This window comes from Mesorhizobium loti R88b, from assembly GCF_013170845.1.
Taxonomy (GTDB): Bacteria; Pseudomonadota; Alphaproteobacteria; order Rhizobiales; family Rhizobiaceae; genus Mesorhizobium; species Mesorhizobium loti_B.
Genome location: NZ_CP033367.1, coordinates 7,156,715 through 7,182,343, shown reverse-complemented (window position 1 = coordinate 7,182,343; position 25,629 = coordinate 7,156,715). Strand labels below are relative to the sequence as shown.

19 protein-coding genes are annotated in these 25,629 nt (G+C 63.7%); 10 read left to right on the top strand and 9 right to left on the bottom strand.

Annotated features, from left to right (window positions below; translation table 11 throughout):
• Nucleotide 1: 1 nt before the first annotated feature.
• From EB235_RS34440 to EB235_RS34430, 3 genes are read right to left on the bottom strand one after another with little or no spacing between them, the layout of a single operon-like run.
• A complete protein-coding gene (locus EB235_RS34440) occupies nucleotides 2-736 on the bottom strand; it encodes a 4Fe-4S dicluster domain-containing protein (protein ID WP_027033028.1) in 735 nt (244 codons plus the stop codon).
• Nucleotides 733-3,663 (bottom strand): molybdopterin oxidoreductase family protein, encoded by a 2,931-nt coding sequence (locus EB235_RS34435; RefSeq protein ID WP_027033029.1) that lies wholly within the window; start codon nucleotides 3,661-3,663, stop codon nucleotides 733-735. Before EB235_RS34435 ends, EB235_RS34440 begins: the two co-directional genes overlap by 4 nt.
• Nucleotides 3,660-3,992 (bottom strand): hypothetical protein, encoded by a 333-nt coding sequence (locus tag EB235_RS34430; protein WP_155256461.1) that lies wholly within the window; start codon nucleotides 3,990-3,992, stop codon nucleotides 3,660-3,662. Before EB235_RS34430 ends, EB235_RS34435 begins: the two co-directional genes overlap by 4 nt.
• On the opposite strand from EB235_RS34430, the gene EB235_RS34425 reads away from it, so the two are divergent.
• Nucleotides 3,942-4,844: a LysR family transcriptional regulator gene (locus EB235_RS34425; protein WP_027033030.1), complete on the top strand. Its 903-nt coding sequence runs from the start codon at nucleotides 3,942-3,944 to the stop codon at nucleotides 4,842-4,844. The genes EB235_RS34430 and EB235_RS34425 overlap by 51 nt on opposite strands.
• Here the strand turns inward: EB235_RS34425 and EB235_RS34420 are convergent, their stop codons facing one another.
• From EB235_RS34420 to EB235_RS34405, 4 genes are all read right to left on the bottom strand, one after another.
• Nucleotides 4,845-6,101 carry an Hsp70 family protein gene (locus tag EB235_RS34420; RefSeq protein ID WP_027033031.1) on the bottom strand — a complete coding sequence of 419 codons (1,257 nt, stop codon included), beginning with the start codon at nucleotides 6,099-6,101 and terminating at the stop codon, nucleotides 4,845-4,847. It lies immediately after the preceding gene.
• 175 nt (nucleotides 6,102-6,276) lie between these two features.
• Complete coding sequence (locus EB235_RS34415; protein WP_027033032.1) at nucleotides 6,277-7,068, bottom strand: TIGR02186 family protein; 792 nt, start codon at nucleotides 7,066-7,068, stop codon at nucleotides 6,277-6,279.
• A complete protein-coding gene (locus EB235_RS34410) occupies nucleotides 7,068-7,991 on the bottom strand; it encodes a sulfite exporter TauE/SafE family protein (RefSeq protein ID WP_027033033.1) in 924 nt (307 codons plus the stop codon). Before EB235_RS34410 ends, EB235_RS34415 begins: the two co-directional genes overlap by 1 nt.
• Nucleotides 7,992-8,183: 192 nt before the next feature.
• The gene (locus tag EB235_RS34405; protein ID WP_027033034.1) at nucleotides 8,184-12,350 is read right to left on the bottom strand and encodes a peptidoglycan-binding protein; all 4,167 of its coding nucleotides are present in this window, start codon (nucleotides 12,348-12,350) and stop codon (nucleotides 8,184-8,186) included.
• Between the two features lie 457 nt (nucleotides 12,351-12,807).
• On the opposite strand from EB235_RS34405, the gene EB235_RS34400 reads away from it, so the two are divergent.
• The 8 genes from EB235_RS34400 to EB235_RS34365 all read left to right on the top strand — a co-directional run bounded on the left by EB235_RS34400 (nucleotide 12,808) and on the right by EB235_RS34365 (nucleotide 22,315).
• On the top strand, nucleotides 12,808-13,269 hold the full coding sequence (locus EB235_RS34400) for a MerR family transcriptional regulator (RefSeq protein ID WP_080680924.1): 462 nt from the start codon (nucleotides 12,808-12,810) through the stop codon (nucleotides 13,267-13,269).
• Nucleotides 13,270-13,519: 250 nt separating this feature from the next.
• Complete coding sequence (locus tag EB235_RS34395) at nucleotides 13,520-15,310, top strand: acyl-CoA dehydrogenase (protein WP_027033036.1); 1,791 nt, start codon at nucleotides 13,520-13,522, stop codon at nucleotides 15,308-15,310.
• A gap of 51 nt (nucleotides 15,311-15,361) precedes the next feature.
• Nucleotides 15,362-16,534 (top strand): acyl-CoA dehydrogenase family protein, encoded by a 1,173-nt coding sequence (locus tag EB235_RS34390; RefSeq protein WP_027033037.1) that lies wholly within the window; start codon nucleotides 15,362-15,364, stop codon nucleotides 16,532-16,534.
• Nucleotides 16,535-16,566: 32 nt separating this feature from the next.
• The gene (locus tag EB235_RS34385; protein WP_027033038.1) at nucleotides 16,567-17,775 is read left to right on the top strand and encodes an acetyl-CoA C-acetyltransferase; all 1,209 of its coding nucleotides are present in this window, start codon (nucleotides 16,567-16,569) and stop codon (nucleotides 17,773-17,775) included.
• 14 nt (nucleotides 17,776-17,789) lie between these two features.
• Nucleotides 17,790-20,009 carry a 3-hydroxyacyl-CoA dehydrogenase NAD-binding domain-containing protein gene (locus EB235_RS34380; protein ID WP_027033039.1) on the top strand — a complete coding sequence of 740 codons (2,220 nt, stop codon included), beginning with the start codon at nucleotides 17,790-17,792 and terminating at the stop codon, nucleotides 20,007-20,009.
• A 135-nt stretch (nucleotides 20,010-20,144) separates the two neighbouring features.
• On the top strand, nucleotides 20,145-20,663 hold the full coding sequence (locus EB235_RS34375) for a thioesterase family protein (RefSeq protein ID WP_027033040.1): 519 nt from the start codon (nucleotides 20,145-20,147) through the stop codon (nucleotides 20,661-20,663).
• Nucleotides 20,664-20,788: 125 nt separating this feature from the next.
• The gene (locus EB235_RS34370) at nucleotides 20,789-21,427 is read left to right on the top strand and encodes a S24 family peptidase (protein WP_027033041.1); all 639 of its coding nucleotides are present in this window, start codon (nucleotides 20,789-20,791) and stop codon (nucleotides 21,425-21,427) included.
• Nucleotides 21,428-21,436: 9 nt separating this feature from the next.
• Entirely contained in the window at nucleotides 21,437-22,315 is an 879-nt protein-coding gene (locus EB235_RS34365; protein ID WP_027033042.1) for a hypothetical protein, read from the top strand.
• Here the strand turns inward: EB235_RS34365 and EB235_RS34360 are convergent.
• On the bottom strand, nucleotides 22,281-23,927 hold the full coding sequence (locus EB235_RS34360; protein ID WP_027033043.1) for a lysine--tRNA ligase: 1,647 nt from the start codon (nucleotides 23,925-23,927) through the stop codon (nucleotides 22,281-22,283). The two genes, EB235_RS34365 and EB235_RS34360, sit on opposite strands and share 35 nt — an antisense overlap.
• A gap of 174 nt (nucleotides 23,928-24,101) precedes the next feature.
• On the opposite strand from EB235_RS34360, the gene EB235_RS34355 reads away from it, so the two are divergent.
• Nucleotides 24,102-24,515: a tellurite resistance TerB family protein gene (locus EB235_RS34355; RefSeq protein ID WP_027033044.1), complete on the top strand. Its 414-nt coding sequence runs from the start codon at nucleotides 24,102-24,104 to the stop codon at nucleotides 24,513-24,515.
• A gap of 63 nt (nucleotides 24,516-24,578) precedes the next feature.
• Here the strand turns inward: EB235_RS34355 and EB235_RS34350 are convergent, their stop codons facing one another.
• Complete coding sequence (locus EB235_RS34350; RefSeq protein WP_027033045.1) at nucleotides 24,579-25,418, bottom strand: transporter substrate-binding domain-containing protein; 840 nt, start codon at nucleotides 25,416-25,418, stop codon at nucleotides 24,579-24,581.
• Nucleotides 25,419-25,629 lie beyond the last annotated feature (211 nt).

The window sequence follows — 25,629 nt, the reverse complement described above, 5'->3', positions numbered from 1 at the left end:
GCTAGTTCGAAAGCATGCGGTCGACCCAGCCGAGGAAGCCGCCTTCGGCCCGCACCGGCTCCAGCGCCTTCGCAGGCACGGATGCGGCGCGTTGCGTATGGGCGCGTGGCGGCAGGTACTTGTTGGTCGGGCGATAGCCCAGCTCCGGCATCAGGTCTACGCCGCCACGCTCCGCCACCAGTTGTGACACAGCCGAGGAGGGATCGCCGAGATCGCCGAAATGGCGGGCGCTGGTCGGACAAGCGGCAACGCAGGCCGGCACGCGGTCCTCCTCGGCCAGATTGTCGTTGTAGATGCGGTCGACGCACAGCGTGCATTTCTTCATGACGCCGACATCACTGTCGAATTCGCGCGCGCCATAAGGGCAGGCCCAGCTGCACAATTTGCAGCCGATGCATTTGCTTTCGTCGATCAGCACGATGCCGTCCGATGTCCGCTTGTAGGAGGCACCGGTCGGACAGACGGTGACACAGGCCGGCGTCTCGCAATGCAGGCAGGAACGCGGGAAGTTGACGGTGCGCCCGCCCGCCTCCGTCGTGTGCTCGTAGCTGTGCACGCGGTTGAACCAGACGCCGTCGACATGGCCGCCATAGGGGTCGATGTCGGTCAGCGGCGCCATGTGGCCGCCGGTGTTCCATTCCTTGCAGGCGGTAACGCAGGCCTGGCAGCCGACGCAGGTGTCGAGGTCAATGACGAGGCCGAGCTTCTTGTCGGTGTGGGCGGGAAGGCAGGTCATTCGGCGGCTTCCCTTTTGACGCGAAACTCGGCGCCGTAGCGGAGGATGTCCGGCGAGGGCTCGAAATGCGGTGGCTCGTGAAAACGCTCAAATTGCGGTTCCGTGAAGCCGGCTTCCTCGTCAGCGCATTTGACGATGCGCACCCGCAGGTCGAACCACGCCGCCTGGCCGGTCACCGGATCGGAATTCGAATAGCGTCTGCCCTGCGCATCGGCCGAGGTCTGGTCGCCGATGATATGGTTGAGCAGGAAGCCGCGATTGCTCTCGGCCGCATCATCCCTGAGCCCCCAGCTGCCGCGCCTTTTGCCGATGGCGTTCCAGGTCCAGACCGTGCTTTCGTTCACCCCGTCGATCAGCTTGATCTGCCCCTTCACCCGGCCATTGATGCTTTCGATCCACACCCAGTCGTCATCGACGAGGCTGAGGCTGGCGGCGGTCCGGTGGTGCACGAACAGCCGGTTCTGGCTGGTGATCTGCCGCAGCCACGCATTCTGCGAACCCCAGGAATGATACATGTGCATCGGCCGCTGCGTCAGCGCGTGCAGCGGATATTTTTCGAGATCGACAACCGCTTCCTCGAACGGCACGTACCAGAACGGCAGCGGGTCCATGTAGGTCTCGATGCGCTGGCGCTCGCCTTCCGGTGGCAGAACGCGACCGTGGCCGCGCGCGGCCAGCCGGAAGCGCTGCAACGGTTCGGAATAGAGCTGGAAGACGATCGGCTCGGCCTTCGGGATGAAACCCATCTGCACGGCGAATTCGAGATAGGAGCGGTTGGCCATCTTGTAGTAGCGCTGGTCAGCGGCAAAGTCGTGATGCCAGAAGCCGCCATTGTCGATATAGCGCTGCAACTGGTCCGGATTGGCCTCGCCCTTGCCGATCGAGGCGCCGTCCTTGCCGCGCCAGCCGGCGAGCGGGCCGATGCCGGGTGTGCGCTCATGGTTGACGATATAGTCAGCATAGTCGGCATATCTGGCCGATCCATCATCGTTGACAAAGCCCGGCAGGCCAAGCCGCGCACCAAGCTCGATCAGCACCGACTGGAACGGCCTGACGTCGCGGTCAGGTTCGACGACGGGATGACGGATGGCGTCGCCCGGCCCGTCGGCGTGGCTGATCGGCCGGTCGAGCAGGCTGATGCAGTCATGGCGTTCGAGATAGGTCGTGTCCGGCAGCACGAGATCGGCGAACGGCACGGTCTCGGAATAATAGGCGTCGGAATAGATGATGAAGGGGATCTTGTAGTTGCCCGCTTCGTCGCTGTCGGTCAGCATCGCGATGGTCTCGACGGTGTTCATCGAGGAATTCCACGCCATGTTCGACATGTACATCATCAGCGTGTCGATCGGGTACGGGTCGCCGGCCCAGGCATTGCGGATGACGGTGTGCATCAGCCCGTGAGCCGCCAGCGGCGCATCCCAGGAATAGGCCTTGTCGATGCGGGTCGGCGTACCGGCTTCATCGACCAGCAGATCGTCCGGCCCACAGACGAAACCGAGCGGCATGCCGTCGAGCGGTGTCATCGGTTTGGCATTCTTGCCGGCCGGCTTCGGGCCTGGCGGCGCCGATCTGGGGTAGGGCGGCTTGAAGCGGAAGCCTCCGGGCACGTCCACCGTGCCCAGCAGCACCTGCAGCAGATGGATGGCGCGACAGGTGTGAAAGCCGTTCGAATGGGCGGATATACCGCGCATGGCGTGCATCGAAACCGGCCGGCCCTTGATCGTTTCATGCCGGCGCCCGGCCCAGTCGGTCCAGGCGACAGGCAGTTCGATCGTCTGCTCGAAGGCGACATGGGCGAGTTCGGCGGCGATCCTGCGGATCGTATCGGCTCCAATGCCGCAGCGCTCCGCGACCGCATCCGGTGCATAGCTTTCATCGAGATAGCGGTCGGCGATCAGCTGGAACACCGGCGTACAGCGGCGCCCGCCGACTTCGAAGCTGCCGGTCAGCGCCGGCTTCGCCTCCGGGTCGGTCGCCCTGGCGGAGGTTTTTGCCACCCTGTCCCAGGCCAGCGGATTGCCGTCGGCGTCGCGCACGAACAGCCCGTCGTCGGAGGCATCAGGCTCCTGAACGACGAGGACATGGGCGTTGGTGTAGCGGAGCAAATAATCGAGATCGACGCGGCCGGCTTTCAGCAATTCGTGGATGAGCGCGAAGACGAACAGGCCGTCGGTGCCAGGCCGGATGCCGATCCAGTCGTCGGCAATCGCATTATAGCCGGTGCGGCACGGATTGATCGAGACCACCTTGGCGCCGCGCGCCTTGAGTTTGCCGAGCCCGATCTTGATCGGATTGGAATCATGATCTTCGGCGACACCGAACAGCATGAAGTATTTCGTGTTGTCCCAGTCGGGCTCGCCGAACTCCCAGAATGAGCCGCCGATCGAGTAGAGCCCGCCAGCCGCCATGTTGACCGAACAGAAGCCGCCATGGGCGGCGAAATTCGGTGTGCCGAACTGGCTTGCCCACCAGCCGGTGAGCGACTGCGACTGGTCACGCCCGGTGAAGAAGGCGAGTTTTTTCGGATCGGTCCGGCGGATGGCAGAGAGCCGCTCCGTCGCGATTGCGAACGCCTCTTCCCACTCGATCTCGCGGAACTCGCCGGAGCCGCGCGGGCCGGTGCGCAACAGAGGCTTCTTCAGCCGGGCCGGGCTGTAGTGCTGCATAATGCCGGAGCTGCCCTTGCCGCAGATCACGCCGCGATTGACCGGATGGTCCTTGTTGCCGTTGATGTAGCGGACCTTGCCATCCTTGATGTGCACGTCGATGCCGCAGCGGCAGGCACACATGTAGCAGGTCGTCTTGGCGATGCTGTCGGAAATGCTTGGCGAGGTGTCGACGCCGTCACCTTCATCGGGCGCACGCGTGTCGGCGAGTGGGCGTTGCGATGCTGCCGAATTTGCGCCGCGGCGCGGTCCCTGAATCATGGGCCGGTGGTGCCCGCACGACCGACGGATTTGGCCCGCGTCTTCGGCCCGGGGCCGCGCATATAGTGCTCTTCCGGATGGTAGCGATCACCGGCTAGCCGCCGCCTTATGCCGCGCGTCCAATGGGCAAGCAGGGATTTGAACCGCCCGATCATTTCAGTGCTTGCGATCCGCTGGCGAATTTTTTCTAACTTCGCCCGAAAACGTAGAATAAAGCTATCGATCCGTCTAATCAGTTGTTCTTGTAAATTCGATCGATATTGGTTCTTAATGCTGATATGACCCTGGATCAGTTGCGCATTTTCGTTGCCGTCGCCGAGCGCGGCCATATGACCAAGGCGGCGGAGCTTTTGGGCATTTCGCAGTCGGCGGCATCAGCCGCCATCCGCGCGCTTGAAGAGCAGCACGGCGTTCATCTGTTCAACCGCGTCGGCCGTAACATTGAGCTCGCCCAGACCGGACACCGGTTCCTGCCGGAGGCCAAGGCCGTGCTCGAGCGGGCCGCCGCCGCGCGCGACGTTCTGGAACATGCCGCGCAAACCGTCACCGGCAGCCTGTCGATTGCCGCCAGCCAGACCATATCAAGCTACTGGCTGCCGCGCCGGCTGGCATCCTTCCACGAAGCCTATCCAGCAGTGCGGCTGAGCGTCAGCATCGGCAACACAAGGCAGGTCGAGGCCAATGTGCTTGATGGGACCGCCGATCTCGGTTTGGTCGAAGGGCGCACCGAGTCCGACATTTTGCGCCGCACCAAGGTCGATGTGGACAGGCTGATGCTGGTCGTCGCCAACGCGCATCCGGAGATCGCCGAAACCGCGCCGGGCCACCCCGACATCAAGGGGCTGCGCTGGATCATCCGCGAGGGCGGCTCCGGCACGCGCGAGGTGTTGGAGGACCTGGCGCGCCGCGAGGGGATTTCACTTGCCGATCTGCAGATATTCCTGGTGCTGCCGAGCAACGAAGCGATCCGCCAGGCCGTCGAGGCAGGCGCGGGCGCAGCCATCATCTCCGAGCTCGTCGTGGGCCGCGCTGTCGCCGAGGGCACCTTGCGGTCCGTGCCGCTCGAACTGCCCAAACGCGACTTCGCCATGATCACCCACCGCGATCGCCAGGCGAGCCTGGCCCAGATGGCGCTCAAGGCGCATCTGGGCGCCGAGACCGCTGCAAGCGGTTCGGCGTAATCAAGCGAACTTTCGCTGCGCGTCCAGCGCTAGCCCAAGCCCGACCGAGCCGAACATGTCGCCATCGATGACGGAAGCCTGCGGCACCAGCGACAGTATTTCCCGTCTCGCCAGTGGGATTGCCGTCGAGCCGCCGGTCAGGAACACCGCGGTGATGTCGGACGGCTTGACCTCAGCGTCGCGGATGGTCTCAGCCACCGTTGCGGTGACCCGCTCGATATCCCTGGCGATCGTGGCGTCCAGTCCGCCGCGGGTGATCTCGGCGGCGAACTCCGCGCCCGGCAGCTTCACCGCCACTTCGGCCGACGCTTCGTCGGTCAGTTCGATCTTGGCCTTTTCGACCAGTGCGGCCAGCGCGTGGCCATAGCGGTGCTCGACGATGTGGATGAAGCGGTCGACCAGATCGGCGCGCGCGGCCTCGTAGCGGATCTGGCGCAGATGCGTCATCGCCTTGGCGGTGTAGACCAGGTTGATGCGCTGCCAGGTGGCGAGATCGATGAAGTAGCTGGCCGGCAGATTGCGCTTGCCGTCCTTGGTCGGGGTCAAATAGCCGAGCTGCGGCATGACATGCGCGATGCTGAGCAGCCGGTCGAAATCCGTACCGCCAATATGGACACCACGGCTGGCCAGGATATCGTCCTTGCGGTCCGGGGATCGAGCACGCTCCGGTGAAACGCGCACGACCGAAAAGTCGGACGTGCCGCCGCCCATGTCGATGATCAGCGCCAGCTCCTCGCGCGTCACCCTCTGCTCGTAGTCGAGTGCTGCGGCGATCGGCTCGAACTGAAAGGCGATGTGCTTGAAACCCTGGGCGTGCGCTGCCTTTTCCAGGTCGCTCTGGGCATTGGCGTCGGCTTGCGCATCGTCATCGACAAACTGCACCGGGCGGCCGAGCACCACGGTTTCCACCAGATCGCCGCCATCGTCCTCCAGCTTTTTCCTGAGATGGCCAAGGAACAGGCCGATGATCTCCATGAAGCCGATCGAGCGCGCCTTGATGCGCGTCTTTTCATGCGCCAGCGAGCTGCCCAGCACGCTCTTCAGCGAGCGCATCAGCCGGCCTTCGACGCTGTCGGTGTAGTTGGCGATGGCCTTACGGCCAAACCAGATGCGGCCGTCCTCGAAGTTGAAGAACACCGCACTGGGCAGCGTGACCTGGCCGTCTTCAAGCGCCACGAGATGGGGCTGCCCGTCGCGGACCACGCCAACGGTGGAGTTCGAAGTGCCGAAGTCGATACCGGCGAATGCTGGTCGCAAGGCAGCCTCCTGTCATTGGTGCCAGGCAGCGGATCGGCGCTCGCAGGAGAAGCGTGCGCTGCGGTTTGGGGCGACCGAACCACTCTGCCGAATGTGAATTGTGCGTGTTTGCCCGTCGGGCGGGGAGGTGCGGTCTATAGCATGATGCGAGAAAGGGAAACCCCTTTTGGACGCCTCAGTCCTTGCGGAAGATCAGCCTGCCGAGCCAGCCCGTCAGCATGGCCAGCGATATCGCGAACACGCCATAGAGGAAGGAGTAGTTGTGGGCGACACGGAAGATCGACTGCTCGAAGCCGGACTTGCGGATTTCGAGCTGGGCCGAGCTCTCCTTGATGAACAGGCCGCTCTTGAACAGGAAGGCGCGTGCCTTGTGGGTGCCAACTGGCACATTCGGCGCCAGCCTGACGGTGGCGCGAAACAGGTTCTGCGACAGGAACTGCACGCCACCGACATTCTCGCTGTAGAGGCCGGTCGCGGCCTTGCGCTCGCGCAAGGCTGTAGTGAACTCCTCGATCGTCGCCGGGCTGTCGCCGGCGTCCGCGGGCTGCATGTAGATGTTGGATGCGCCGAGCGACAGCTGCTTGTAGCTGTTGGGTTCGGTGATGTCCTGCAGCGGCCGCGTCGTCGCCACCGAATAGGACATCGGCACGTTCTCGAAGGTTTCGGAATCGAGATTGACCCAGACGCCGAGCACCCGGTCCTTGCGCCGCACCACCACCGGCCGCGGCGGGCCTTCGAGCACGACGATGACATCGTAGCGGTTCTGGCGCGCGACCAGCGGGTCGGGGTTTTCCAGCGAGCCGAAGATGGTCAGGTCGGCTCCGGAAAAACCGGCGGTGATCGAGACGTTGTCGGTGGAGAGCCCGATCTGGATGCCTTCCGGAAGCGGGGACTGTGCCTTGGCTGGCACGATGGCTGCAAGCACTGACAGGAGAATGGCGGTTGCGAACGCTTTGTGGCCCGTCATCAGTTGAGGCCCAGGGCAGACAGCGAATAGAGATTGGGCGGTGTGACGAAGAGATCGATGGCAAGCCGGATCGCCACCGCCAGCACCAGCAAGGCCAGCAATGCCCTGAGCTGCTCGCCGCGCAGCCTCTGGCCCGCCTTGGCGCCGTATTGGGCGCCGGCGACGCCGCCCGCCATCAAAATGAAGGCCAGCACGACATCGACGGTCTGGTTGGTGGTGGCGTGGACCAGCGTGGTGTAGGCCGACGTGAAGATGATCTGGAACAGCGAGGTGCCGATAACGACGTTGGTCGGCACCTTCAGCAGGTAGATCAGCGCCGGCACCATGATGAAGCCGCCGCCGACGCCCATGATCGACGACAGGAAGCCGATGCCGGCGCCAAGGCCAAGCACCGGGATGACGCTGACGAAGAGCTTCGAGGCCCTGAACCGCATCTTCAGCGGCAAGCGGTGGATCCAGTTGTGCTGGCCGGATTTCTTCAGCACCGGTGCCGCGCCACTGCGCGTGGCACGCAGCGCATTGATGCTTTCGACCAGCATCAGCCCGCCGACTGTGCCGAGCAGCACCACGTAAAGCAGCGAGATGAACAGGTCGAGCTGGCCGAGCCTGCGCAGGAAGGCAAAGACATAGATGCCGCCGGTCGAGCCGATGATGCCGCCGGCCAGAAGCACGGCTCCGAGCTTGAAGTCGAGCGTGCCGCGCTTCATGTGCGAAAGGACGCCTGAGACGGAAGAGGCGATGACCTGGTTGGCGCCGGTGGCGACCGCGATCGCTGGGGGGATGTTGTAGAAGATCAGGAGCGGCGTGATGAGGAAGCCGCCGCCAACGCCGAACATGCCCGACAGGAAGCCCACCGCCGCACCCATGGCCAGCAGCACGAAGACGTTGACGGAAATTTCCGCAATCGGGAGATAGATGCCCACCCGTCAGTCTCGATCAGTTTGCCTGTCGGCGAATACAGCCGTTGTGGGCAGTCTCGCACCGAAAAGCCAATTTTTTCTTGCGCAGGAGGCGCAGCGAAGTCAAACCGCGCCGCGCCGCCGAAACAAAAAATATCTCAATCAGTTAACAGGCAAATGTGTGGCAAGAGCGTCGTGGAAACGACGCTTCTTCTGTTATTTGCGCGCCAGCAGAGCCTTGACCAGTTTCTCATCGACCGCGCCGGTCGCTGGCAGCTTGTTGTCGGTCTGGAAAGCGATGATCGCGTTCTTGGTCTTCTCGCCCATGACGCCGTCGGCGCCGCCGGCATCATAGCCGTTCTTGTTGAGGATGAGCTGGATGTTCTTGACCGCCTTCTTCATGTCGATGCCGGCGGTCGTCTGCGGCGTGCCTTCCTGCCAGGATTCGGGAATGTCGGCTGAGTTGGCCGCAGGGTTGAGCGGCTTGGCCTTCCACAATTCGGTCGCGGCACGCGCCCGGTCGAGCTGTTCGGGCCGCAGCGCATTGGCGATCTCGTCGCGCTTGGCGGCAGCGTCCTTGTCGCCGGTCTTGGCAACGAGGGCGAACCATTTGTAGGATTCTTCGAGGTTCTGCTTCATGCCGACGCCCTTGGCGGCGAGGATGCCGAGATTGAACTGGCTGTCCTTGACGCCGAGGTCGGCGGCTTCCTGGAACCAGTGCGCGGCCGATTCATTGTCGGTCACGCCATCGGCGGCCATGGCGAACAGCACGGCCAGATTGTGCATGGCGCTGGCGTTGCCCTGCTCGGCAGAGAGCTGGTACCAGGTCTTCGACTTCTTGATGTCGCGCGCGACGCCGATGCCCTTCTCGTAGAAATTGCCGATGCGGTATTCGGCCGGCGCGAAGCCGAGTTCCGCCGATTTCTCGTACCATTTGGCGGCTGCCGCCATGTCTTCCTTGACGCCGCGCGACTCGGCGTAGCGCGAACCGATCTCGAACAGCGCCTTGGCGTCGCCACTGGCGGCGGCATCGCGCAGCGCTGCCGGGCCGGCATCGGCCGGAATGTCGAACTTGGCGGTGGTTGTTGCGGTCGGCGCATCCGCCGGTGCCACGGCACCGGTGGTGTCCTTGGCCGTGCCGTCGCTGGCCGCTATTGGCGCGGCTGTGGCCGGCTGCGCGTCGGTATCCGTCGCTTGCGCACCGCCGACCGCGGCTGGCTCGGAGGCCATCGTATCCATCGGGGTCGTGGAAATGGGCGCGGCTGACGCCGGAGCGACCGAAGCGGTCGAGTCGGAGGCGGGCGCGCTCGGCCCCGAAGAGGTGGCCGAAGCCACGGGCGCCGCGGCGGACCCTGTCGCTGGTGCCGTTTTCGCAATTGCGTCAGTGTCCGACGGCATGGCAAGGGCGGTCTGCGCCACCATGTTGTCTTTGGCTACCGGTACAGACGGCTCGGCTTGCCTGACGGCGGGGGCCGGCGCGTTGTCCGTGGCCGCTAGCTGGGCTTCCGTCTTCGGCTGGCTCGTCGTCTCGAGGGATGCCGTTTGCACCGGTTGCGAGGCGACGATCGGCGCCGCGTCGTTGGTTGCGACCTGGGCGGGATCCGAGAAAAACGCTTTGCCGAGCTGCAGGCCGGCAAGCGCCAGCATGATCGCCGCCGCCGCCATGAGGATCGGCTTGCGCCGTGCCTTGAGCAGGTCGCCGATTCTCAGCGCCTTCACCGGTCCTTTCATCGTCGACTGCCGCTTCAAGGCGTCAGCCTCGGCAGCGGCGGCCTGGGCGGCGCGCCGGGCGGCCGCAATGAAATCCGATTTCGCGGCGTCGCCATCGCTGGGCTTGGCCGGTTGCCCGCGCTCGTCGCGCACACGCTTCATGATGGCATTGAGGTCGGGTGCGCCGGAGCCGGGCTCCAGCGGGCGGTTGGCCACTTTCGGGTCGAGCGGCTCGTCGAGATCGACGCTCGGGATGTCGGCGCTCGGCGCCGACCCGGCCAGCGGCGGAATGTCCGCCGCCTTCTTGCCCTTGAAGGCGCGTGCCAGCCCACCAAACATCGATTTGCGGCCAGCCGGCGCATCTTTCGCGGCGACGGTGTCTGACCCGAGCGCGGCAATGGCGGCAGCAGCGGCGGCTTCCGCCGGCGAGCGCGTGCTCAACTCGCCACGCGGGTCGATGCGTGTGCCCAGGTCGCTACGGGTACCGAAATCGCCACGCGGGCCCGGGTCGCTACGCGAACCCGGGTCGTTGCCCAATATGGCGGCGGCGCGGCCGTCGAGATCGGCCATGTCTCCGGTCAGCGGCATGGGTTCGTCGATATCCATCGACGGCGCCTCGACAGCCATCTTGGACCGCTTTGCGCCGCGCCAGGCATTCGGCTCCGCCGGTGCTGTGTCTAGGAGTTCGCTTAGCGCCTCAGACGGTTCGCTGGTCTCCAGCGAACCCAGCCTGTCGACGATCTTCAGCAGCGTGTCGTGGATGGCTTCGAACGTTCTCGAATTGCGCTCGTCGGAGCGCCGCGTCAGCGTTTCCAGCGTCTTCAGGTCCTGGGCGAGGCCGGAAACAGCCGTCGCGTTGGCGTTCGAACCGGCCAGCGAACGCACCGCGCTCTCGGCTGCCTCGCGTGCAGCGCCGAGGATGGAATCGCGGGTCCCGGCCAGCGCCTTCTCGATTTCGTCGAGGCGCGGGCTGATGTCCTCGAATTCCGGCAGCGGCGTGCTGGGCTTGGAAAGATGGGCGGACAGGCCGGCGACCTGCGCCTCCAGGCTGCGGATCAATGCGGGATCGATGCCGGCCACCTGGGCCGCCGATGCGTCAAGCCGGCTGGAAATTTCCTCGAGCCGGCTCTCCAGTCCACGGATCGCCGCTTCGCCGGCGGGATCGGGAGCACGCGTCTCGATGCGCGTGGCAAGCGCGGTGAAGCGGGCGTCGATGGCATCCATGATGCCGGCGCTGTCGACCTGCGGCATCCGCTGGTCCAGCCGGTCGGCAACTTCGTCCAGCCGGCGCTCAAGATCGCGAAACAGCATGTTGCCCTGCTCGATGGCGTCGCCCTGGCGGCGTTCCATCATGCCGGACAGCACGTCGAAGCGCTGTTCGAGGCCCTGGAAGATGTAATCGGCATCGGGCATGGCCGGCGCCTGGTCGATCTTGTCGGCGATGAGCGTGATCTGCTTGGCCAGCCGTTCCATCGCCTGTTCAGGCAGATTGGCGCGGCCGGCGAGTTCATCGACCCGGCTCGACAGCACGCCCAGGCGATCCATGACCGCATTGCCGGGGTGGTCCTGCGCCACTTCCTCGATCTGCCGGGCGAGCGAATCGATCCGCTTCTCGATGCGCTCAAAGGCTTCATGATCGACCGAATTGGCCTGTGCCGCCACGGTCGAGGCGACGATGGCACGGGAAATCTCGTCCAGCCGCTCATCGATCATGCCAAGCGTATCGCTGCCGCGATTGTCCTGCTGGCTGGCGAAGTGCTCGACGGCGCCGGCCAGCGTGCGCACCTTCTCCTCCAGCGAGCGCAGCGACAGCGATTCCGGCAAATTGTTGACGGCGTTGCTAATCTGATCCAGCCGGCCGGTCAGCGCCGCAAGGCCGGGATCATCGGAACGCTTGCGCTGGTCGGCGTCGACGCGGTCCTCAAAAGCCGACCAGCGGCGATCGAAATCGTCCCAGCGGCGGTCGACCTTCTGCACGCTTTCCTCACGTGCCAGCGTGTCGAGCGCTGATTTGACCTGCTCAAGCTCCAGTCGCAGCAGATTGACGCTTCTGTCGTCACTCTTCTCCGACAGCGACTTGATGGCGCCGGAAAGCCGTTCAAATTCGACGCCGAGCTCGGCGCTGCCCTTGCCTGATGCGCCGGGCTGGGCGTTCGCCTGGAAGGCGCGGTCGATATCCTTGCGCAGCGCATCGAATTCGCGCTGCAGCCCTGATGTCATCTGGTGGCGCAGTTCTTCCCGCATGCCGCGCAGTTCGCCGGCGATCTTGCCGACCATGGCGACGCCGTCCTCCTGGCCCCGCACGCGATCGATGTCGCGGGCGATGGCCTGGTAATTCTGGTCGAATGAAGGAGCAGGTGTCGGGTTCTGCGGGCGTGGTGCCGGCTGCGGATCCTCGTACCAGCGCTGCTGGCCGGTCGGCTGCGTGGCGGGAGAGCGCGGGTCCATGGCGGGAGAGCGGGGATCGGTGGCTGGATAACGCGGGTCAGCTGCGGGATAGCGTGGGTCGGCGCCGTATTGGCGCGGGGCGGGACGTGCCGTCACCTCCTCGCGGGTCTGCCCCAGTCGCTGCTCCAGCGTTTCCAGCGAGCGGTTCAACTGCTCGAGCGTGGTCTGCGGCCTGCGCTGCCTGCCGGCATTGAGTGTGTCGAGATAGGACCGCTTGTTGTTCATTGGTGCGTCCGTCTTTCAGATTGGCCGGCTTGCGACCAGCTCCCCAAGTCCCTGCCGGAACGAAGGCGACCGCGCTTCCATGCCACGGTGAAAGACAAGCTTCCCGGGGGTTTCACCCGCGCTCCGAAAAACCGTGAAAAATTCGATACAGGATAAACACGGGTAGCCGACGCGCCCACATTTCCCCCAACGTGGTAAACAACGCGTTAACCAAGCTTAAGAAGTTGCAAGGAAGTTGGCTGGACGGCCTTCGGTGCGGCATAAAGCACCCCTCCCAGAACGCCCTTGCGTCATGAGGCGGCTATCGGTATAGAATTGACGTAAACGTAAAAGGCGCCTTGAAGCGTGCCGTTTTGCGATTTTGTTTGTCGAAACCACGACTGAAGGCAAGCCCCCGCCTTCAGTCCGGCGATGCTGGTGCAAGACCGCGACGCCACAATGGGGAAAGCCAGTGACCATGAAGCTTATCTCGGCCGGCGAGACCGCGGCCAACACCAACAATATACCTGTCGAAGCCGGCGAGGACCTCGCTCGCATCGGCGAAATGGCCAAGAAATACGGCGTGACGCTGCGCACGCTGCGTTTCTACGAAGACAAGGGCCTGCTCAACCCGCAGCGTGACGGTTCGACCCGCCTCTACACGCGCCGCGACAAGGCCCGGCTGAAGCTGATCCTGCTCGGCCGCAAGGTCGGGTTCTCGCTGCGCGACGTCAAGCAGATGATGGATCTCTACGATCCGACCGGTTCCAACACCAAGCAGCTGCGGCTGGCGTTGGACAAATCCGAAAAGCAGCTTGCCCGCCTGCAGAAGCAGCGGGCGCTGATCGACGACGCCATCAATGAACTCAGCGGCTCGATGTCGGCCGTGCGCCAGATGCTGACCGAACGTTCGGCAACGCAAGCCAGCGTCGCCAGCTGAAACCAGCCTATCTGTTGCCAATCGAATTAAGCCGCGTGGCCGTCGCCGCGCGGCTTTTTCCGTCTATCGAGGTGAAAGCAGCCGAGTGCTCGCAAAATCCCACGCGCATCAAAAGCCTGGCAAAATTTTTTGCGACACAAGGAATTGACGTTTACGCAAACGTCAATATTTGCTATTGCGGCTTCGACATTGGCCCGCTTGCCGCGCACGGCTTGATTTCGGGGCCTAATCCGCACGGTGGAGGAAAAGCATGCCGATCTACAGGGCTCCGGTCCAGGACACGCTGTTCGTGCTCAACGAGGTGCTGGGCTATCAGCGCTACTCGAACCTTCCCGGGTTTGCCGACGCCACGCCGGATGTGCTTGAGGCGATCCTCGCCGAAGGCGCCAAGCTCGCCGAAAATGTCATGCATCCGCTCAACCGTGTCGGCGACATGGAAGGCTGCGTGCGTCACGACGATGGCTCGGTGACAACGCCCAAGGGCTTCAAGGAGGCCTACGACCAGTATCGTGAAGGCGGCTGGATGGGACTGGCCGCGCCAGTCGAGTTCGGTGGCCAGGGCCTGCCCTATGCCGTCCACACGGCGGTTGCCGAATACATGGTCTCGGCCAACATGTCGCTGATGATGTATCCCGGCCTGACGCAGGGCGCGATCGCGGCAATCATCACCCACGGCACCGACGAGCAGAAGGCGACATGGCTGCCAAAGATGATCGATGGCGCCTGGACCGGCACCATGAACCTGACCGAGCCGCATTGCGGCACCGATCTCGGCCTGCTGCGCACCAAGGCGGTGCCGAACGGCGACGGTACTTACAAGATATCAGGCCAGAAGATCTTCATCTCGGCCGGCGAGCACGACATGTCGGACAACATCGTCCATCTGGTGCTGGCCCGCATCGAGGGCGCGCCGGAAGGCGTCAAGGGCATCTCGCTGTTCATCGTGCCGAAGCTCAAGCTCGACGCGTCGGGCAATCCTGGCGAACGCAACACGCTCTCCTGCGGTTCGATCGAGGAGAAGATGGGCATCCATGGCAATTCGACCTGCGTCATGAACTATGACGAGGCGCAAGGCACGTTGCTCGGCGAGGCCAATGGCGGCCTGAAGGCGATGTTCACGATGATGAACGAGGCCCGCCTCGGTGTCGGCCTGCAGGGCCTGTCGCTGTCGGAGGTCGCCTACCAGAACGCCGTCGCCTATGCCAAGGACCGCTTGCAGGGCCGCTCGCTCTCAGGCCCGAAGGCGCCCGACAAGAAGGCCGACCCGATCATCGTCCATCCCGATATCCGCCGCTCGCTGATGACCATGAGGGCCTTCAACGAGGCCGGTCGCGCGCTGGCATTGTGGACGGCGATCAAGTCCGACATCGCCCACCGTTCCGGTGACGAAAAGGACCGCCAGGCGGCCGACGACTACACCGGCCTGATGACGCCGGTGGTCAAGGGCGTGCTCACCGACAAGGGTTTTGATCACGCCGTCATGGCGCAGCAGGTGTTCGGCGGCCACGGCTACATCGAAGAACACGGCATGAGCCAGTTCGTGCGCGATGCCCGCATCGCCATGATCTATGAGGGCGCCAACGGCATCCAGGCGCTCGATCTCGTCGGCCGCAAGCTCGGCCTGAATGGCGGTCGCGCCGTGCAGGCATTCTTCAAGGAAGTCGGCGAGTTCTGTGAGGAAAACCGCGCCGACGAGAAGATGGCGCCGTTCACCAAGGGACTGAAGAAAGGCCTCAACGATCTGCAGGCGGCGACGATGTGGCTGGTGCAGAACGGCATGGCCAAGCCCGACAATGCCGGTGCCGCCTCGACCGACTACATGCATCTCTTCGGCCTCGTGGCGCTGGGCTACATGTGGGCGCAGATGGCCAAGGCGGCGCAGGGCAAGACCGGCGCCAACGGCTCCCAGTCCTTCTACGACAACAAGGTGGTGACGGCGCGCTTCTTCATGGAGCGGATCATGCCGGAGACTTCGGCGCATCTTGCCCGCATTTCTAGTGGCGCGGACACGCTCATGGCGCTGCCTGCGGAAGCGTTCTAGGTTCGGCGGGCCGGCAGCGCCGGCCCACACTGTCGGAACGCGGAGGAAATAGTGGCGACAAATCCAGCCGAAGTGCTCTCTTTGCCGAAGCCCGCCTGGGCGGGGGACGAGGTCGGCATGCTCTACGACATGGCGACCCGCTTCATGTCGGAGGAGATCGCGCCGCGCTACGACGAGTTCGAGAAGAACGAAATGGTCGACCGCGAAAGCTGGCGCAAGGCCGGAGCGGCCGGCCTGCTCTGCGCCTCGATGCCGGAGGAATATGGAGGTTCCGGCGGCACCTTCGCGCATGAGAGCGCCATCATCGAGGCCATCGGCCATGTCGGCGTCGACGGTTTCGGCATCGGCCTGCACAATGCGATCGTTGCGCCCTACATCCTCCACTACGGCTCGGAAGAGCAAAAGAAGAAATGGCTGCCGAGGCTCGCCACCGGCGAACTGATCGGCGCCATCGCCATGACCGAGCCGGGCGCCGGCTCCGACCTGCAGGGCGTGAAGACGAGGGCTGAGAAGGATGGCAACCAGTACAAGATCAACGGCTCCAAGACCTTCATCACCAACGGCCAGCTTGCCAATCTCATTATCGTCGTCACCAAGACCGATCCGGCCAAGGGTGCCAAGGGCACTTCGCTTGTTGTCGTCGAGACGGACGAAGTCGACGGTTTCCAGCGCGGTCGCAACCTCGACAAGATCGGCCTGAAGGCCAACGACACGTCGGAACTGTTCTTCAACGACGTGCGCGTGCCGACCTCGAACCTGCTTGGCCATGAAGAGGGACAGGGCTTTGTCCAACTGATGCAGCAATTGCCGCAGGAACGGCTGCAGATCGGCACCGGTGCGATCGCCATGATCGAGCGCGCGCTGGCGCTGACCATCGACTACGTCAAGGAGCGCAAGGCGTTCGGCAAGGCGATCATCGAGTTCCAGAACACCCAGTTCAAGCTGGCTGAGCTGAAGACCGAGGCGACCATCGGCCGTGTCTTCTACAATGATTGCGTCACCCGCCACGTCAATGGCGGCCTCGATCCGGTGACGGCGTCGATGGCGAAATACTGGCTCAGCGACCTGCAGGGAAAAGTGGTCGACGAATGCCTTCAATTGCATGGTGGCTATGGCTACATGAATGAATATCCGATCGCCCGCATGTTCCGCGACGCTCGCGTCCAGCGCATCTACGGCGGCACCAACGAGATCATGAAATTGCTGATCGGCCGCTCTCTCTAAGAGCGACATCAGGCGAACCAAGGAGCAAGAAAATGGCTGACGCTTATGTCTATGACGCCGTGCGCACGCCGCGTGGCAAGGGCAAGAAGGACGGATCGCTGCACGAAGTGCCGGCGGTGCGGCTCGCCGCCAAGACGCTTGAGGCGCTGCGCGACCGCAACGGGCTCGATACCGGCACCGTCGACGACATCATTTTCGGCTGCGTCGACCCGGTCGGCGAGGCGGGTTCGGTCATTCCGCGCGCGGCCGCCTTCGAGGCCGGTTACGACAACAAGGCGCCCGGCATGCAGATCTCACGCTTCTGCGCTTCGGGTCTCGATGCCATCAATTTCGGTGCCGCCAAGATCGCGCAGGGCGCCGACGAGATCGTCATCGCCGGCGGTGTCGAATCCATGTCGCGCGTCGGCATGGGCGCCTCGGGTGGCGCCTGGTTCATGGACCCATCGGTAGGCCTGCCCGGCTGGTTCGTGCCGCAAGGCATTTCGGCCGATCTGATCGCCACCAAATACGGTTTTAGCCGTGACGATGTCGACGCCTATGCCGTCGAGAGCCAGAAGCGGGCGGCAAAATCCTGGGCCGATGGTCGCTTCAAGAAATCCGTCATTCCGATAAAGGACCAGAACGGCCTGACCATCCTCGACCATGACGAGCACATGCGGCCGTCGACCGACATGCAGTCGCTGGCTTCGCTCAACCCATCCTTCATCATGCCGGGCGAAATGGGCGGCTTCGATGCGGTCGCGGTGCAGAAGCACCCCGAGGTGGAAGAGGTCAACCACGTCCACCACGCCGGCAATTCGTCCGGCATCGTCGATGGCGCGGCCGCCGTTCTGCTCGGCTCCAAGAAGGCCGGCAAGGCGATGGGCCTGAAGCCACGCGCCCGCATCCGCACCTTTGCCAATATCGGCTCCGAGCCGGTGCTGATGCTGACCGGGCCGGTCGACGTCACCGAGAAGCTGTTGAAGCGCGCCAAGATGAAGCTGTCCGACATCGACCTGTTCGAGCTCAACGAGGCTTTCGCCTCGGTGGTGCTGCGCTACATGCAGGCTTTCGACATCGATCACGACAAGATCAACGTCAACGGCGGTGCCATCGCCATGGGCCACCCGCTTGGCGCCACCGGCGCGATGATCTTCGGCACGGTGCTGGACGAACTCGAACGCCGCGATCTCAACACCGCGCTGGTGACGTTGTGTATCGGCGCCGGCATGGGCACCGCAACGATCATCGAACGCGTCTGACGGGGAGAAAAATCATGAGCTACACCAATTTTACCCTCGAGACCGACGCCGACGGCATTGCGCTGGTCACCTGGAACATGCCCGACCGCTCGATGAACGTGTTCACCGAAGAGGTGATGAACGAGCTCGACAAGATCATCGACCAGGTGGTGGCCGACGCCGGTATCAAGGGCGCGGTGATCACCTCGGGCAAGGACAGCTTCTCCGGTGGCGCCGATCTCACCATGCTGCAGAAGATGCTGACGGTGTTTGCCACGGAAAAGACCAAGGATCCGGAGAAGGCGGCGAAGCTCTTGTTCGACAATGCCGGCCGCATGGGCGGCCTGTGGCGCAAGCTCGAAACATCGGGCAAGCCCTGGGTGTCGGCGATCAACGGCACCTGCATGGGCGGCGCCTTCGAATTGTCGCTGGCCTGCCACGGCCGCGTCGCCGCTGATTCAGACAAGGTCAAGATGGCCTTGCCGGAAGTCAAGGTCGGCATCTTCCCCGGCGCAGGCGGCACTCAGCGGGTGCCACGGCTGACCGATCAGCAGCAGGCGCTGCAGATGCTGACCTCGGGCCAGAACCTGTCGCCGCAGAAGGCGAAGGCCATGGGCCTGATCCATGAGATTGCTGAACCAGCCAAGCTGATCGAGACCGCCAAGGCGATGATCAAAAATGGTCTGAAAGCCATCCAGCCCTGGGACGAGAAGGGCTTCAAGCTGCCTGGCGGGCAGATCTATTCGCCGGCCGGCTTCAATCTGTGGCCGCCGGCCATCGCCATCCTGCGGCGCGAAACCTATGGCAATTATCCGGCCGCCGCCGCGATCCTGAAATCCGTCTATGAAGGCCTTTTGGTGCCGTTCGACACCGGCCTGCGGATCGAGCAGCGCTATTTCACCGAGATCATGCAGACCAAGGAGGCGGCGGCGATGATCCGCTCGCTGTTCGTTTCCCTGCAAGAGCTGAACAAGGGCGCACGCCGTCCGGCCGGCGTGCCGGAAACCAAATTCAAGAAGATCGGCATTCTCGGCGCCGGCTTCATGGGCGCCGGCATCGCCTATGTCACCGCCAAGGCCGGCATCCCGGTGGTTTTGCTCGACCGCGACCTGGAGTCGGCTCAGAAGGGCAAAGCGCATTCCGACAGCCTGGTCTCGGATCAGGTCAAGAAGGGCCGCGCCAAGCCCGAGGAGAAGGACAGACTGCTGTCGCTCATCACACCGACATCGGACTATGCCGACCTCGCCGGCTGCGACCTCGTGGTCGAGGCCGTGTTCGAGGATTCGGCCGTCAAGAAGGCCGCCACCGAACAGGCTGAAGCGGTGCTGAAGTCGTCGGCGATCTTCGCGTCGAACACCTCGACCATTCCGATCACCGGCCTGGCCAGGAATTCGGTGCGGCCGAAGAATTTTGTCGGCATCCACTTCTTCTCGCCGGTCGACAAGATGATGCTGGTCGAGATCATCCTGGGCAAGAAGACGGGCGACAAGGCGCTGGCGACCGCTATCGACTTTGTCCGCGCCATCAAGAAGACGCCGATCGTCGTCAACGACACGCGCGGCTTCTACGTCAACCGCTGCGTGCTGCGCTATATGTCGGAAGCCTACAAGATGCTGATCGAAGGCGTGCCCGCGCCGATGATCGAGAATGCGGCCAAGGCCGCCGGCATGCCGGTTGGTCCCCTGGCGCTGACCGACGAGACGGCGATCGACCTTGCCCAGAAGATCATGAAGCAGACCATCAGGGATCTCGGCGACAAGGCTGTCGACCCCAAGCAGATGGCGCTGATCAACACCATGGTCGATGACCATGGCCGCTTCGGCCGCAAGAACGGCAAGGGTTTTTACGACTACCCTGCCAAGCCGGCCAAGAAGAAGCTGTGGCCAGGGTTGAAGGAGCTCTATCCGCAGCTCGCGGCTGAGAAGGTCGATTACGAGGAACTGCAGCAGCGGCTGCTCGTCACCATCGCGCTGGAAGCGGCACGGGTGATGGAAGAGGGCATCGTCACCGATCCGCGGGAGGCCGATGTCGGCTCGATCCTGGCCTTCGGCTTCGCGCCCTATACCGGCGGTGCGCTGTCCTGTATCGACGGCATCGGCGCCAAGCGCTTCGTCAAGATCGCCAAGGGCCTGCAGAAGAAGTACGGCGCTGAGTTCAAGGCACCCAAACTGCTGCTCGAGATGGCCGAGAAGGGCGAGACCTTCTACGAACGCTTCGACCCCTACGCCAAGCGCGACGTGAAGCAGGCTGCCTGACGCCAGATTATGTATGTATGGGCGCGACTACAGCGCCGCGCGTCCTTCGGACGCGCAAAGGACGCTGTAGAACTTTGATTTGGCGCATGAGCCTTTCCGAAAACCGGAACGGTTTCGGGGTCATGCGCTGCGCGCATGCCGGCCACGGCGCGCAGCCGTGGCCCCTATGTGATGGGCGGTGAAAGCCGGCTGGCCTTTCGCTGCCTGCCGACCGACATCGATTTCAACGTCCATCTCAACAATGCGCGCTACATGATGCTGGCCGACCTCGGCCGCATCGACCTCTTCGTCCGTGCCGGCCTTATCACGCTGGCGCGGAAGAATGGCTGGGCGCCGATGATGGGCGGGCTGCAGGCGGTCTATGCGCGCGAAATCAGGTTGTGGCGCCGCTTCGAAGTGGTGTCCTCGATCGAGACCTGGGAAGGCAGCCAGGTCATCGGCAAGCATCGCTTCGTCCTCGACAATGGCGAGACGGCTGCGTTGATCCTGACGACGGCCGGCGTCTATGACCGCAAGGCGCGCCGCTTTGTCGATATTGACGAGGTTGTCGCCGCACTTGGCCGCGCGGTCGCCCCGCGACCGCCGACGCAGGAAGAACGGATTTTCATGACGTCGCATCAGGGTTTGCGCACTCTCGCCAAGGCGGCCGATTGATCCTTGGAATCTCTATGTCCACGGTCGACACGAAAGTGTGTCGTGTGAGCGGTGCCGGTGGACAAACCGGTGTTCGCGGACTAGAAGGAAAAGGCATTTTTTCCTGTCTCGAAGGAGAGCACGACATGCTCTCGCACGACCGCGTTTGGGCCGCCATCGATGCTCTTGCCGAGCGTTATTCGCTTTCGGCGTCAGGTCTGGCAAGGCGCGCGGGCCTCGATTCAACCGCCTTCAACAAGTCGAAACGTCTGTCCTCGGACGGCCGGCCGCGCTGGCCTTCAACCGAATCACTGGCCAAGATCATCGAGGCAACGGGCGCTTCGCTCGACGAATTCACCGGGCTGATCGAAGGCCGCATCGGCGTCGCATCGGCGCGCAGGAGTTCCGTGCCGTTGCTCGGCTTTGCCCAGGCCGGCGCCGGCGGTTTTTTCGACGATGCCGGCTTTCCGGCGGGGCAGGGCTGGGATCTGGTCGAACTGCCCGCGCAATCGACCGAAAGCTCCTATGCCTTGCAGGTGCAAGGCGATTCCATGCTGCCGCTCTACCGCAATGGCGACGTGCTCATCGTCGAGCCGGGCGCGGTGACCCGCAAGGGCGATCGCGTCGTGGTCAAGACCACCGCGGGCGAGGTGATGGCCAAGGTGCTCGAGCGCCAGACCGTCAAGGCGATCGCGCTGGTGTCGCTCAATCCCGATCATCCAGACCGCGACATCCCCATGCGTGATGTCGAATGGGTGGCGCGGATTGTCTGGGCAAGTCAGTAGGTCCGGCTGGTGCGGGTTCTTCATCTTGTCCTGTCGGTTCTGATGGTCCTGGCCATGGCGGCTTTGGTCGTCGCCGGTGGCCGCACGCTGAAGGGAAGCGAAGGCACTGTTGCTGTGGATCAGATCGATCCCGGCGGTGACACGATCCCTCAAGCAAGCGCCGATGCCGGACCTGAAGAGCCGGTCACGTCAGCCATTCCCGCGCCTGCCGCGCCGCAGCCGCCAAAGCCGGTGGTGCATTCGCGGGCGATCGACCCAGACGTCATTGCGCCACCGGAACTGCCCACGGGAGAGCTTGAGCGGATCGAGCCGCGCGAACCGCTGAGCAAGCTGGCGCTGGCCATGCCGCCGAAGCCAAAGATGCCCGACGACTGGAACGGCACGAAGCTGTTCCAGCCGATCGCGACGGCCGCCGGCCTGATCGAAGCGAAAGGCTATTCGGTCGCGGTTTCCGGCATAGACGTCGTGCCACAGGACGAGACCTGCAGCACGGGCGGCAAGTCCTGGCCATGCGGCATTCGTGCGCGAACGGCGTTCCGCGCCTTCCTGCGCGGTCGCGCGGTGGTCTGCACGGTGCCGCCCGAAGGCGGACGCGACCGGATCGCGGCGCAATGCCGGATCGGCAAGCAGGATGTCGGTCAATGGCTGGTCGACAACGGCTGGGCCCGCGCCACCAAGGGCGGGCCCTATGTCGAGGCCGGCGAAAAGGCTCTGACAGCGAAGAAGGGCATCTTCGGGTCGGCGCCGAACCTGGCCGGCATGGCGGCGGAGCCCGCCGCGCCTGCCCAGGCGCCCCAGGCGCCGGGCTCGATCCTGGAAGAGGGCTCTATCCTAAAAGAGGAGGGCGGCGCCCTCAAACCAACTGACCCGCCAGCGCCTGCTGAATGAGCGCGCGGGTCTCGGCGACGCCGTAGAGGGCTGCGAACGAGCCGAAGCGCGGGCCGCGCTCCTGGCCGATCAGCACCTGGTAGATCATCTGGAAGAAGGCGCCCGAAACACCCGGGCCGCCTTCCGGGCTCTGCTTGGAATGATCCTGATAGCGTTCGATCTTGCGCGCCACGTTGAGCGAAGCGTTCTGGATCGCCTCGCCGCTGGCGTCAGCCGGCAGCGCGGCGAGCGCCTTGTCGAGGGATTGCAGTGCTTCGCGCTCGACCTCGTCGGCCGGGCGGAACGTTTTCGTCGGCCGCACGAAATCGTCGAAATAGCGGATCGCATGGCCGACCAACTGGTCGAGCTCCGGGTGGGTCTTCGGCGTCACGTTGGCCGCGTGGCGCGAGATGAAGCCCCACAGCACATCCTTGTTCTGTGCATTGGAAGCGCTGACCAGGTTGAGCAGCAGCGAGAACGGCACCGGCATGTCGACAAGCGGCGGGTTGCCGTCATGCATATGCCAGACCGGATTGCCCAGCCGCTCCTTCCAGTCCTGCCTGGGGTAGGCCGCGAGGAAGGTGTAATATTCGTCCACGGCCCTCGGGATGACGTCGAAATAGAGCTTCTTGGCCTGCCGCGGCCGCTGGTACATGTAGAGCCCGAGGCTTTCGGTCGGCGCATAGGTCAGCCAATCGTCGATGGTCAGGCCATTGCCCTTCGACTTCGAGATCTTCTGGCCGTTCTCGTCGAGGAACAGCTCGTAGACGAAGTGCTCGGGCGCGCGTCCGCCCAGGATGTTGCAGATGCGGTCATAAACCACCGCATTGGTCTGGTGGTCCTTGCCGAACATTTCGAAATCGACGCCAAGTGCCGCCCAGCGCATGCCGAAATCCGGCTTCCACTGCAGCTTCACGCGGCCGCCGGTGACCGAAAGCGTGGTCTCGGTGCCGTCATCGTCGAAGGTGATGGTGCCGGCCTTGGCGTCGACATGCTTCATCGGCACGTAGAGCACGCGGCCGCTCTTTGGCGAGATCGGCAGGAACGGGCTGTAGGTCGCCTGCCGCTCAGGCCCAAGCGTCGGCAGCATCACCGCCATGATCTTGTCGTAGCGTTCGGCGGCGCGCAGCAGCATCGCGTCGAAGCGCCCCGACTTGTAATATTGCGTCGCGCTGGCGAATTCGTAGTCGAAGCCGAACGTATCCAGGAAGCGGCAGAGCATCGCGTTGTTGTGGTCGGCGAAGCTCGCATAGTCGCCGCCGAACGGATTGGGCACCGAAGACAGCGGCATATGCAGATACGGCTCGAGCGCTGCGCGATCCGGCACGCTGTCAGGTATCTTGCGCATGCCGTCCATGTCGTCGGAGAAGCACAGAAGCTTGGTCGCGACCTTGTCCTGCGTCAGGACACGGAATGCATGGCGCACCATCGATGTGCGCGCCACCTCGCCGAACGTGCCGATATGCGGCAGGCCGGACGGTCCATAGCCGGTCTCGAACAGGATCGTTTCGGGAAAGTCGGTGCCTTTGTAGCGCTCGATGATCTTTTTGGCTTCCTCGAACGGCCACGCCTTGCTCTCGGCGGCGGCCGCCAGCAGGTCGGGGTTGAGATCGATGATGTTTGATCCCGCCATGTCATTATCTTCCAAATTATTCGCCGACCCGATCCTACGAGGACGGGGCCGGAGCAGGGTTTTTTCAAACCGGTCTCTAGGCGTGCGACGCGGGAGCGTCAACGAGCGCAGCGCTTTTTCCTTGCGGGCCTTGAGCCCCGTTCCTACCTTCGAAGCCCGTTCAAGGAGTAAAGAATGCCATCGCCGACCCCGCATGAAGCCCTGATCTACCTGATGGTCATCACCTCGGCCTCCGACCGAGACATGACCGATGTCGAGCTGGCGCGGATCGGCGACGTCGTCCGCTCATGGCCGGTGTTCGAGGATTTCAAGCACGACAGGCTGGTCGAGGTTGCCCAGGCTTGCCAGCGGATGCTGCATGAAAAGGATGGTCTTGAAGGCGTTCTCGCACGCGTTGGTGAGGCCTTGCCGGAGCGCTTGCGCGACACGGCCTATGCCGCCGCCTTCGAAGTGGCTGCCGTCGATCTCGAAATGCGCATGGAGGAAGTGCGGGTGCTACAGCTGATCCGCCGCCAGCTCGATCTCGACACGCTGACCGTCGCCGCCATCGGCCGTGCGGCCAAGGCACGCCTGCGCACGCTGACCTGACTATCGGCTGCCCGCAGAAAAAGCCGACCGGGACTGGATCAGAAAAAGCTGACAGAGTCCGGATCAGAAGAAACTAACCGGGAAATAGCGCAGGTAGAATTCAGCGAAGGTGCCTTTCATCGAAATCTCCTGCAGCGCGTAGTCGAGTGCTGCAGCCAGCGCCGGATTGTCCGCCCGTGTGGCGATGGTCATGCCGGTGCCCAGATATTCAGGCGCCAGATACGGACCGCCGGCAAAACGGCAGCAGCCGGCTGCATCGGAGCCGCCCAGCCAGAAGGCGAAGCGCATGCCGTCGCCGAAGGCCGCGTCGATCTTGCCCGCCTTGAGATCACTGTAGAGAGCTTCCGGCCCGTCGAAGGGGACGATTTGGACTGTCTTGAAATAGTCGCGCAGCATGCGCTCATGCGCGGAGCCTGATATCACGCCGACGCGCTTGCCGCGCAATTTGTCGAAAATCGGTTCCGTCAGTGCCTTGCCCTTCGGCATGATGAAGCGTGCCGGAAACTGCAGATAGGCGCGCGAGAAGGCGTATGTCTGGCGCGATTGCGGCGTCGCCGCGATGCCGGCAATGATCGCTTCGCCTTCGCCTTTCTCGAGCGCCCCTTCGAGCTCGGCCCAGGGCAACGCCTGGATCTGGCATTTGTCGACGATGCTGAGTTCGGCGCAGATGGCGCGCGCCAGGTCGATGTGGAAACCGGAGAGCTTTCCCGCGCCATCGAGGAAATTGAAGGGCGGAAAATCCGTGGTGGTCAGGAATCGCAGCCGTGGCAGTGCCGAAAGGTCGGGCTTGGGCAATCGTTCCTTGGCGTCCCACAACACCGGCACCTGCGGTTCGGCCGCGCGCGCGCCAAAGATCGATGACAGCGCCGCGATCAGCAGCGACGCCAGGACCAGCGACCTCATTGGAACACCACGATAGAACTCCGCCGCACGCGTGCTTGCGTCGTTTTTGGTATGAAAATGGTACAGGCACAATGGTTTTTGATTTCAACGCGCCGATTTCAGGATATGGTTTGGTGCGTTTGCAAACAGCGGTGGCTGTCTTGGTCGGGGGACCAGGGCCGAGAACCACAACCGGAAATGAGCGCGTTGCAATCGGCGGTCGGTGGCAAAG

Excerpts from the sequence above, each read along its gene's own strand:
- EB235_RS34400 (WP_080680924.1), top strand. The coding sequence starts at position 12,808 with ATGAAGCTTATCTCGGCCGGCGAGACCGCGGCCAACACCAACAATATA.
- EB235_RS34405 (WP_027033034.1), bottom strand. The coding sequence starts at position 12,350 with ATGAACAACAAGCGGTCCTATCTCGACACACTCAATGCCGGCAGGCAG.
- EB235_RS34395 (WP_027033036.1), top strand. The coding sequence starts at position 13,520 with ATGCCGATCTACAGGGCTCCGGTCCAGGACACGCTGTTCGTGCTCAAC.
- EB235_RS34425 (WP_027033030.1), top strand. The coding sequence starts at position 3,942 with ATGACCCTGGATCAGTTGCGCATTTTCGTTGCCGTCGCCGAGCGCGGC.
- EB235_RS34360 (WP_027033043.1), bottom strand. The coding sequence starts at position 23,927 with ATGGCGGGATCAAACATCATCGATCTCAACCCCGACCTGCTGGCGGCC.
- EB235_RS34370 (WP_027033041.1), top strand. The coding sequence starts at position 20,789 with ATGCTCTCGCACGACCGCGTTTGGGCCGCCATCGATGCTCTTGCCGAG.
- EB235_RS34375 (WP_027033040.1), top strand. The coding sequence starts at position 20,145 with ATGCCGGCCACGGCGCGCAGCCGTGGCCCCTATGTGATGGGCGGTGAA.
- EB235_RS34350 (WP_027033045.1), bottom strand. The coding sequence starts at position 25,418 with ATGAGGTCGCTGGTCCTGGCGTCGCTGCTGATCGCGGCGCTGTCATCG.
- EB235_RS34380 (WP_027033039.1), top strand. The coding sequence starts at position 17,790 with ATGAGCTACACCAATTTTACCCTCGAGACCGACGCCGACGGCATTGCG.
- EB235_RS34385 (WP_027033038.1), top strand. The coding sequence starts at position 16,567 with ATGGCTGACGCTTATGTCTATGACGCCGTGCGCACGCCGCGTGGCAAG.
- EB235_RS34430 (WP_155256461.1), bottom strand. The coding sequence starts at position 3,992 with ATGGCCGCGCTCGGCGACGGCAACGAAAATGCGCAACTGATCCAGGGT.
- EB235_RS34435 (WP_027033029.1), bottom strand. The coding sequence starts at position 3,663 with ATGATTCAGGGACCGCGCCGCGGCGCAAATTCGGCAGCATCGCAACGC.
- EB235_RS34440 (WP_027033028.1), bottom strand. The coding sequence starts at position 736 with ATGACCTGCCTTCCCGCCCACACCGACAAGAAGCTCGGCCTCGTCATT.
- EB235_RS34415 (WP_027033032.1), bottom strand. The coding sequence starts at position 7,068 with ATGACGGGCCACAAAGCGTTCGCAACCGCCATTCTCCTGTCAGTGCTT.
- EB235_RS34355 (WP_027033044.1), top strand. The coding sequence starts at position 24,102 with ATGCCATCGCCGACCCCGCATGAAGCCCTGATCTACCTGATGGTCATC.